At 71.8% G+C, this 8,430-nt stretch carries 8 protein-coding genes; 5 read left to right on the top strand and 3 right to left on the bottom strand.

Going from position 1 to position 8,430, the window contains the following annotated elements:
• Positions 1–71 precede the first annotated feature (71 nt).
• From VM889_06400 to VM889_06390, 3 genes are all read left to right on the top strand, one after another.
• Positions 72–866, top strand: a complete 795-nt coding sequence (locus VM889_06400; protein HVL48170.1) for a succinate dehydrogenase — start codon at positions 72–74, stop codon at positions 864–866.
• Positions 866–2,770 (top strand): fumarate reductase/succinate dehydrogenase flavoprotein subunit, encoded by a 1,905-nt coding sequence (locus tag VM889_06395; protein ID HVL48169.1) that lies wholly within the window; start codon positions 866–868, stop codon positions 2,768–2,770. The genes VM889_06400 and VM889_06395 overlap by 1 nt, the downstream gene beginning before the upstream one ends.
• Before the next feature lie 77 nt (positions 2,771–2,847).
• Positions 2,848–3,591 (top strand): succinate dehydrogenase/fumarate reductase iron-sulfur subunit, encoded by a 744-nt coding sequence (locus VM889_06390; protein ID HVL48168.1) that lies wholly within the window; start codon positions 2,848–2,850, stop codon positions 3,589–3,591.
• A 20-nt stretch (positions 3,592–3,611) separates the two neighbouring features.
• Here the strand turns inward: VM889_06390 and VM889_06385 are convergent, their stop codons facing one another.
• Positions 3,612–4,394 (bottom strand): hypothetical protein, encoded by a 783-nt coding sequence (locus VM889_06385; GenBank protein ID HVL48167.1) that lies wholly within the window; start codon positions 4,392–4,394, stop codon positions 3,612–3,614.
• Between the two features lie 116 nt (positions 4,395–4,510).
• On the opposite strand from VM889_06385, the gene VM889_06380 reads away from it, so the two are divergent.
• Entirely contained in the window at positions 4,511–5,620 is a 1,110-nt protein-coding gene (locus tag VM889_06380; GenBank protein HVL48166.1) for a superoxide dismutase family protein, read from the top strand.
• A gap of 73 nt (positions 5,621–5,693) precedes the next feature.
• On the opposite strand, the gene VM889_06375 is transcribed toward VM889_06380, so the two are convergent.
• Complete coding sequence (locus tag VM889_06375) at positions 5,694–6,830, bottom strand: acyl-CoA dehydrogenase family protein (protein HVL48165.1); 1,137 nt, start codon at positions 6,828–6,830, stop codon at positions 5,694–5,696.
• A gap of 100 nt (positions 6,831–6,930) precedes the next feature.
• On the opposite strand from VM889_06375, the gene rlmB reads away from it, so the two are divergent.
• Positions 6,931–7,707, top strand: a complete 777-nt coding sequence (gene rlmB / locus VM889_06370; protein ID HVL48164.1) for a 23S rRNA (guanosine(2251)-2'-O)-methyltransferase RlmB — start codon at positions 6,931–6,933, stop codon at positions 7,705–7,707.
• A gap of 248 nt (positions 7,708–7,955) precedes the next feature.
• Here the strand turns inward: rlmB and VM889_06365 are convergent, their stop codons facing one another.
• Positions 7,956–8,384 carry a hypothetical protein gene (locus VM889_06365; protein HVL48163.1) on the bottom strand — a complete coding sequence of 143 codons (429 nt, stop codon included), beginning with the start codon at positions 8,382–8,384 and terminating at the stop codon, positions 7,956–7,958.
• Positions 8,385–8,430 lie beyond the last annotated feature (46 nt).

The following is an 8,430-nucleotide window of genomic DNA, read 5'->3' as shown; positions in this document are numbered from 1 at the left end:
GGGCTTTGAGGGCGCGGCGCCGCGCCGCGCCCTCAAAGCCCTGATAAGCAAGGCCTGGGTCCCGCGCCCAAATGGCGCCGGACGCCGCGCAGGCCCACTCCAGGCGATGGCTCTCGACCCAGCGCGTGGACGCATGGTGGCTGCAGCCGGTGGCGCTGTGGGCCACCCTGGTCGCCTTCGTCATCTACGCGACGTGGCGCGTGTTCGAGAACGGCCACTTCTACGCCGACAACGGCGCGTACCACTACGTGTCGCCGCTCGGCAGCCCGGACCTCACGGGTATCTTCCCGGCGTCGTGGAAGGCCGCCGTGCCCCTGCTGGCCTACCCGGCCATCCTCATCCTGCCCATCCCGGCCGGCTTCCGCTTCACGTGCTACTGGTTCCGCCGCTCCTACTACCGCGCCTTCGTTGCCCGCCCGGCCGCCTGCGCGGTGGAGGCCACGAAGGGCGTGCGCTACAAGGGCGAGCGCGGCCTCATGGCGGTCAACAACCTGCACCGCTTCTTCCTCTACCTCGCCATCGCCAAGATGCTCTTCGACGCCTGGCACGTCGTGACCGCGGTGGCGACGCCGCACGGCCTGTACCTGGGCCTCGGCGTCCTCATCCTGCTCATCGACATCGTGCTCCTGGGCGCCTACGTGCTCGGCTGCCACGCCCTGCGCCACCTCGTGGGCGGCCGCCTCGACTGCTTCAGCTGCGACGCCCTGACGATGCGCCAGCACGGCTTCTGGAAGGCCGTCACGGTGCTCAACCGCAAGCACGGCTTCTGGGCCATGGCGAGCCTGTTCTGGATCGCCCTCACGGACCTCTACATCCGCCACCTCAGCCAGACCGGCCTCACCCACGTGCTGGGGGTGCCCGCCTGATGGCCGGCGGCAGCAACGTCCAGCTCACGGTGCCCAAGCAGGCGCCGCGCGCCGCCAGCGTCCCCGCCCGCCCGCACGTGCAGGAGCACGCCTACGACGTGCTCGTCGTGGGCGCCGGCGGCGCCGGCATCCGCGCCGCCGTCGAGGCCGCCAGAGGCGGCGCGCGCACCGCGCTGCTCTCGAAGTCCCTGCTCGGCAAGGCGCACACTGTCATGGCCGAGGGCGGGGTCGCGGCCGCGCTGCGCAACGCCGACGAGCGCGACTCGTGGCAGGTGCACTTCCGCGACACGATGCGCGGCGGGAAGTTCCTCAACAACTGGCGCATGGCGCAGATCCACGCCCAGGAGGCGCCGGAGCGCGTGCGCGAGCTCGAGATGTGGGGCGCCGTCTTCGACCGCACGAAGGACGGCTGGATCAACCAGCGCAATTTCGGCGGCCACACGTACCCCCGCCTCGCGCACGTCGGCGACCGCACGGGCCTGGAGATCATCCGCACCCTCCAGGACAAGGCGGTCCACACGCCCGGCCTCGAGGTCTTCATGGAGCTGACCGTGGTCAAGCTCTTCAAGTCGAAGGACGGCAAGGTCGGCGCCGCGCTCGCCTACGAGCGCGCCACGGGCCGCTTCCATCTCTTCAAGGCGAAGGCCTTCGTCCTCGCGACGGGCGGCGTCGGCAAGGCGTTCCGCATCACGTCGAACTCCTGGGAATACACCGGCGACGGCATGGGCATCGCCTACGAGGCGGGCGCGGACCTGCTCGGCATGGAGTTCGTGCAATTCCACCCCACCGGCATGGTGTGGCCCCCGAGCGTCAAGGGCATCCTCGTCACCGAGGGCGTCCGCGGCGAGGGCGGCATCCTGCGCAACACGAAGGGCGAGCGCTTCATGTTCCGCTACGTCCCCGAGATGTTCAAGGGCGAGTTCGCGGAGACCGAGGAGGAGGCCGCGCGGTGGCTCGCGGGCGACAAGAACGCCCGCCGCCCGCCTGAGCTTCTCACCCGCGACGTCGTCGCGCGCGCCATCATGGCCGAAGTCAAGTCCGGCCGCGGCACGCCCCGCGGCGGCGTGTACCTCGACATCAGCTGGCGCGAGGCGGACTACGTGCGCGCGAAGCTCCCGTCGATGTACCACCAGTTCAAGGAGCTCGCGGGCGTCGACATCACGAAGGAGCCCATGGAGGTCGGCCCCACGATGCACTACATCATGGGCGGCATCCGTGTGGACCCCGACACCGAGATGACGAACGTGCCCGGCCTCTTCGCCGCGGGCGAGTGCGCCGCGGGCCTCCACGGCGCGAACCGCCTCGGCGGCAACTCCCTCTCCGACCTCCTCGTCTTCGGCCAGCGCGCGGGCGCCGGCGCCGCGAGCTACGCGCGCGGCCTCCCGAGCACGCCCGAGGTCGACCCGGCCGAGGTCTACGCGGCCGTCGCCCACGCGCTCGAGCCCTTCGACCGCGCGACCGGCGAATCGCCGTTCGCGGTCATGGATGCGCTGCAGGAGATCATGCAGGCGAACGCCGGCATGGTCCGCTTCCGCGACGAGCTTGAGCACGCCGCGAAGGAGATCGAAGCGCTCCGCCACCGCGCGGCGAAGGTCCGCGTGGCCGGAACCCGCGAGTTCAACCCCGGCTGGCACGTCGCGATGGACCTTCCGAACCTCCTCGTCGCGAGCGAAGCGATCGCGCTCTCGGCCCTCGCCCGCGAGGAATCGCGCGGCGGCCACACGCGCGGCGACTTCACGGACGCGGACGAGGAGAAATGGGGCAAGACGTGGGTGGTCTGCCGCCGCGAGAACGGCCGCATGAAGGTCGTTCTCGAGCCGGTCGTTCCGATGCCCGCGGATCTCAAGGCCATCGTGAGCGGCAAGGCCGAAGACGTGGCGACGAAGAAGGAGGCGAGCGCGTGAGCACGGACGTGACGGTCAAGGAGATGGTGGCGCGCGGCGAAGGCTCCGCGGTCCCCGCGCAGGTCATCCGGAAGCAGATGGCGCACCTCCGCGTGCGCCGCGGCGGCCCGGACGGGACCCAGCTCGAGGACTTCCACGTCGAGGTCGAGGAAGGCATGGTCGTCCTCGACGCCGTGCACCGCATCCAGGCCACGGAGGCGCCCGACCTCGCGTGCCGCTGGAACTGCAAGGCCGGCAAGTGCGGCTCGTGCTCCGCCGAGGTCAACGGCGAGCCCCGCCTCATGTGCATGACGCGTCTCTCGGACCTCCCCGAGGGCCCCGTCGTCGTCGAGCCCGTGAAGACGTTCCCGCTCGTAAAGGACCTCGTCACCGACGTGTCGTGGAACTACCGCGTCAACAAGAAGGTCCAGCCCTTCACGCCCCGCGAGATGACGGCGGAGGAGAAGGCCAAGGGCGAATTCAACATGAAGCAGGCGGACATCGACCGCGTGCAGGAGTTCAGGAAGTGCATCGAATGCTTCCTCTGCCAGAACGTCTGCCACGTCCTCCGCGACCACCACCGCGAGGACGCCTTCTACGGCCCGCGCTTCATGATCCGCATGGCGAGCCTCGAGATGCACCCGAAGGACGGCGCCGACCGCATCCCCGCGCTCGCGGGAGAAGCGGGCGTCGGGATGTGCAACATCACGAAGTGCTGCACCGAAGTGTGCCCTGAACACATCCGGATCACCGACAACGGCATCATCCCCCTGAAGGAGCGCGTCGCGGACCGGCACTGGGACCCCGTCCGCTGGATGATCGGGAAGCTCGGCGGCAAGTAGGACCCCCGAGGGTAGTCAGGTCACGGTTCGAGTCCTGAACGAATCACGTTAAGGACCGTCGCGGCCCCGCGAGGGCCATGACCCTGGCGATCATGCGGGGCCTCACGGCCCACGCGACCTTGTGCCCGCGTTGCGGCGCGCGCCTCGCCCCCGCCCCGAGCGGCCTCCGCTGCCCGCGACTCTCCTCCTGCGGCCGTGGCGGGCTCGTCGAGAACCGCGACACGATCCTGTACGCGAACGCGGCCACGGCGTTCCGATCGCTCGAGGCCGCGCTCGTCGCGCGCGCCTGACGGCGCGGATCGCGCCTCCGGCCACGGCCACTCCCGCCCTGGCGCGCAGCGGCTCCAGAGGCCGCACGGCCGGCCGAGCCCGAGCCCCTCCACGCACGCCTCGGCGCCGGGCCGCGCCGACACGAGCCCGTGCCCACGACCCATGACGAGGCCGAGGCGGCGCAGCGTGTCCACGGCCCAACGCCCCGCGGGCTCGTCCACGGCCGCGCGCGCGAACGCCTCGCCGATGCGATGCGCGCGCGGCGCCGCCGCGAGCGTCGCGAACACGCGGCGCGCCTCTGGCGTGAGGCGCGGGAGCGCGGCGCGCTGCACGGGACAGTAGCCGCAGCCCGGCGCCCAATGCGCGCGCACGCGGCCGACGGCCGTCACCGCGACGCGTCGCTGCTTCACGAGCCGGCGCAGGTGATACGCCGCCGTCGAGTGGTCGACGCCGAGCGCGCGCGCCGCGTCCGACACGGTGAGGCCCGGGCGTTCGACGACGAGGCGCGCGATCGATTCCTTGACGCTCGACATCGGGCCCCGGGGCGCGGCCCGCGGCCGAGTCGATTGCCCCGCGCACCGGCCCGCCGTCGACGCGGGTTGGACCGTGCCTCGAAAGGTTGAAACCGGGCTTCCCCTGTGCCGTGCGGATGATACCGAAAATCGCGATGCTCTCCCTGCTCGCGCTCTCCGTGGCCCTCGCGGGCTGCGCCTCGCCGCCCGCCGACCCCGGCAACAAGAATCCGACGCCTCCGACCGACAACCCGACGGACCCGCAGAACAACGAATCCGAGGAGCCGCAGTTCAACGTCGCCCTCCGGACCGTCGACGCGAACGGCACCGGCAGCGAGGACATGGGGTACGTGTTCTTCTCGACCCACCCCTTCTTCCCCGGCAAGGTCATGGTCATGGCCGTCGCGAAGGGTCTTGCGCCCGGCCCGCACGGCTTCCACGTGCACGCCGGCACCTCGTGCAGCCCGACCCCCGCGACGAACGGCACGGCCGCCGTCCCCGGCGGCGCCGCGGGCGGGCACTTCAACCCGACGAACGCGAGCCACGGCGCGCACGCGGGCGACCTCGGCAACCTGGTTGCGGGCGTCGACGGCCGCGCGGGCCTCGTCGCCTTCACGGACAAGCTGAGCCTCGACCCCGCGGACCCGGCCTACATCATGGGCCGCGCGGTCGTCGTCCACCGCGACATCGACGACGGCGTCTCGCAGCCCGCCGGCAACGCGGGCCCGCGCGTCCTCTGCGGCGTCATCGCCGACGAGACGACGCCCGACCCCGACGGCTTTGCCGGCGCGATGCTCTCCGTCGCGACGCCGAACGGCTCCGGCGAGCCCGTTGGCGAGGCGATGTTCATCCAGTGGGACAACGCGACGTGGGCCTTCGCCTACGCGTCGAACCTCACGGTCGGCCCCCACGGCATCCACGTCCACGCCAATGGGTCGTGCGATCCGACCCCCGCCACGAACACGACCGCCGCGGTCCCCGCGGGCGGCGCGGGCGGCCACTTCAACCCCACGAACGCCACGCACGGGCAGCACGCGGGCGACCTGGGCAACCTGGTGGCCGGCGCCGACGGCGTCGGCACGCTCACGATCCTCGCGCCGGGCCTCAGCCTCGACCCCGCGAGCCCGAACTACGTGGGCGACCGCAGCGTCGTCGTGCACGCGAAGGCGGACGACGGCGTGACGGACCCGTCGGGCAACTCTGGCGCCCGCGTGCTCTGCGGCATCGTGACCTCGCACGCCGAGTAAGCGCGAGGCGGCCGCCTGCGACGCGGGCGGCCCTTCTTCTTTTCATCTTGTCGAGCACGAGCGCGAGCGCCGCTCAGAGCCCGAGCAACCTCGACGCGAGGAGCGCCCGAGACATTTCCGACGTTCCGCCGAACACGCTCGTCGCGCGCGCGTCGCGGTTGAGCCTTTCCGGCGGAATGTCGCGCATGAAGCCGGCGCCGCCGTGGATGCGCAGGCCCTCCTGGGTGACGAGCTTCGCGGACTCGCCGGCGAAGAGCTTCGCGGCCGCGATGTCGGCGGCGGCGTCCGCGCCCGCGTCGCGGCGGGCGGCCGCGGCGAAGACGAGGAGGCGCGAGGCGCGGATGCGCGCGTCCATATCCGCGACCTTCCACTGGATGGCCTGGAATTCGCGGATCTTCTGGCGGAACTGCACGCGCTCGCCCGAGTATCCGATCGCCTCGTCGAGCGCCGCCTGCATGAGGCCCACCGCGACCGCGGCGACGCCGAGCCGGTGAAGGTCCCCCGCGGCCGTCGCGATGGCGAGGCCCTGGCCCTCGTCGCCGAGGCGCATGTCCGAGGGGACCTGAACGCCGTGCAGGTAGACCTGCGCCATGTCGAGGCCCTTGAACGAGAGGCTCTTCTCCGCGGGGCCGACCTTCAAGCCTTCCGCGTCCTTCGGAACGACGAAGGCCGTGAGTCCGTCGCCGCCCGCGACCTTCGCGAAGACGATGAACCAGTCCGCGCCCGGCGCGCCGGTGACGAACGACTTGAGGCCGTGGAGCGTGTAGCCGTCGCCCGACTTCTCCGCGCGCGTCTGGACCGCGGTGAGGTCGGATCCGCTCGCGGGCTCCGCGAGCGCCCACGCGCCGAGGGCCTGTCCGGCGAGGAGCGGCGCGAGCACCTTCGCGCGGATCGCCTCCGAGCCATACTTCGCGACGGGCCACGCGACGAGCGCGTTCGCGACCGTGACCGCGGCGGCGGTCGTGCCGCTCGCCTTCGCGATCTCCTCCACCGCGACCGCGTACGCGACCGCGTCCGTCCCGGGGCCGCCCTGCTCGGGCGGGACGAGCATGCCGAGAAGGCCCAGCTCCGCGAGCTTTGTCATGACCTCGCGCGGGTAGCGCCGCTCGCGGTCGATCCGCTCGGCGGGCTTACCGGAAAGCTCCTTGGCCGCGAACTCCGCCACGACGCCGCGGATCATCTCCTGATCCGAGGTCAGCTCGAAGGGCATGACCCTCCAAGACCCCGCCGCGGCCCAAAGGGTTTTCCCCGCGCATTCCCGCGGGCGGGGACAAAGGAAGGCTTGAAGGGCGCGAAGCCGGTGCACGCCCATGCGCGGACCGGCCCCCGGCGGAAGCGGCGAGCGGGCGCTCGTCCTCGGGCGCAAGCCCGTCCTCGAGGCGCTCGCGGGAAGCCGCCACGTGCGGCGGATCCACCTCCTCGACCCCGACTCGAAGGACGCGAACGTGCGCGCCATCGTCGCCGCTGCCGAGGCCGCGGGCGTCCCGGTCCTCCGCGCGACCGCGGGCGCGCTCGACCGGCTCGCGCGCGGCACGTCGCATCAGGGCGCCGCCGCCGAATGCGAGCCGCTCGAGTACGTCTCGCTCGACGACATCCTCAAGCTCGCAGAGCGGCGCGGCGAGCCGGCGTTCATCATCCTGCTCGACCACGTCGAGGATCCGCACAACCTCGGCGCGGTGCTGCGCGTCGCGGACGGCGCGGGCGCGCACGGCGTCGTGATCCCCGAGCGCGGCGCGGCCGGGCTCGGCCCCGCGGCGATCAAGGCGAGCGCGGGCGCGGCGGAGCACGTCCCCGTCGCGCGCGTCTCCACCACGATGGACGCGGTGAACCGCCTGAAGCGCGCGGGCGTCTGGATCTGCGGCACGGCCGCGGACGAGGGGAAAACGTACTTCGACGAGCGCCTCACGGGACCGCTCGCGCTCGCGATGGGGTCGGAGGGCGAAGGCCTATCGGGCCCCGTGCGCAAGCACGTGGACTTCTTCGTGCGCATCCCGATGAAGGGCGGCGTGTCCTCCCTGAACGTGAGCGTCGCGACCGCGATCATCGCGTACGAGCGCTTGCGCCAGTCGACGCAGCCGAAGGCGTGATGACCCAGTTTTTAGCCAAGAAGAGCGCAGCGCGTGGGTGCGTCCGCGTTCCGTTCGAGAATCAAACGTCCGGGGGATGCAAGGGGGGCGGGCCCCCCTTGCCGCTGGGGGGTGAGTCCAGAGAGGGGGCGCGCGAAGCGCCCCCTCTCTGGCACGAAGTGGCATGAGCCGAAGCCTCGCCGCAGCGAGGCTGAGGTGTGAAACTCATGCCACGGAGTGGACCGCTGAAGGCCCCGAACTCGACTGTGCTAGAGCCCCGCCAGTTTCTGCCGCAGCTCCTCGAAGTTCTCGAGGCGCCGCTTCATCGCGGCGTTCTCCTCCGAGAGCTTGCCGAGGCGGGCGTCGCGCTCCTGGATCTCGGCGTCGCGCGCGGCCATCTCGGCTTCGAGGGCCTTCATGCGCTCGGCCATGCGGAGCACGTTCTCGGCCATCGTCTCCTCGACGGCCTTGAGATCGCCCGCGAGGCGCTCGGAGAACTCGAGGCGGAGCTTCTCGACGCGGCGGTGCACGTCGCTGATGACCACGTCCGGCGCCTGGTGGCCGCCCTTCGCCTTGGGCGCCTTCGGCGCGGCGGGGGCGAGCGCCTGCAGCTCCTCCGGGTGGATGGGCTCGAAATCGGACATCTCCTCGGACTCGACGGCGGGCTGCTCGGGCTTCTTGCGCGCGAACACGGACATTCAGTTCCCCTACGGCCCGGGCTTCTGTGGGAGGGGGTATATAGGG

The sequence above is a fragment of the Candidatus Thermoplasmatota archaeon genome, assembly GCA_035540375.1.
Classification (GTDB): domain Archaea; phylum Thermoplasmatota; class SW-10-69-26; order JACQPN01; family JAJPHT01; genus DATLGO01.
Note: the sequence above shows the minus strand (reverse complement) of the source record. Positions and strands in the feature narration are given on the sequence as shown.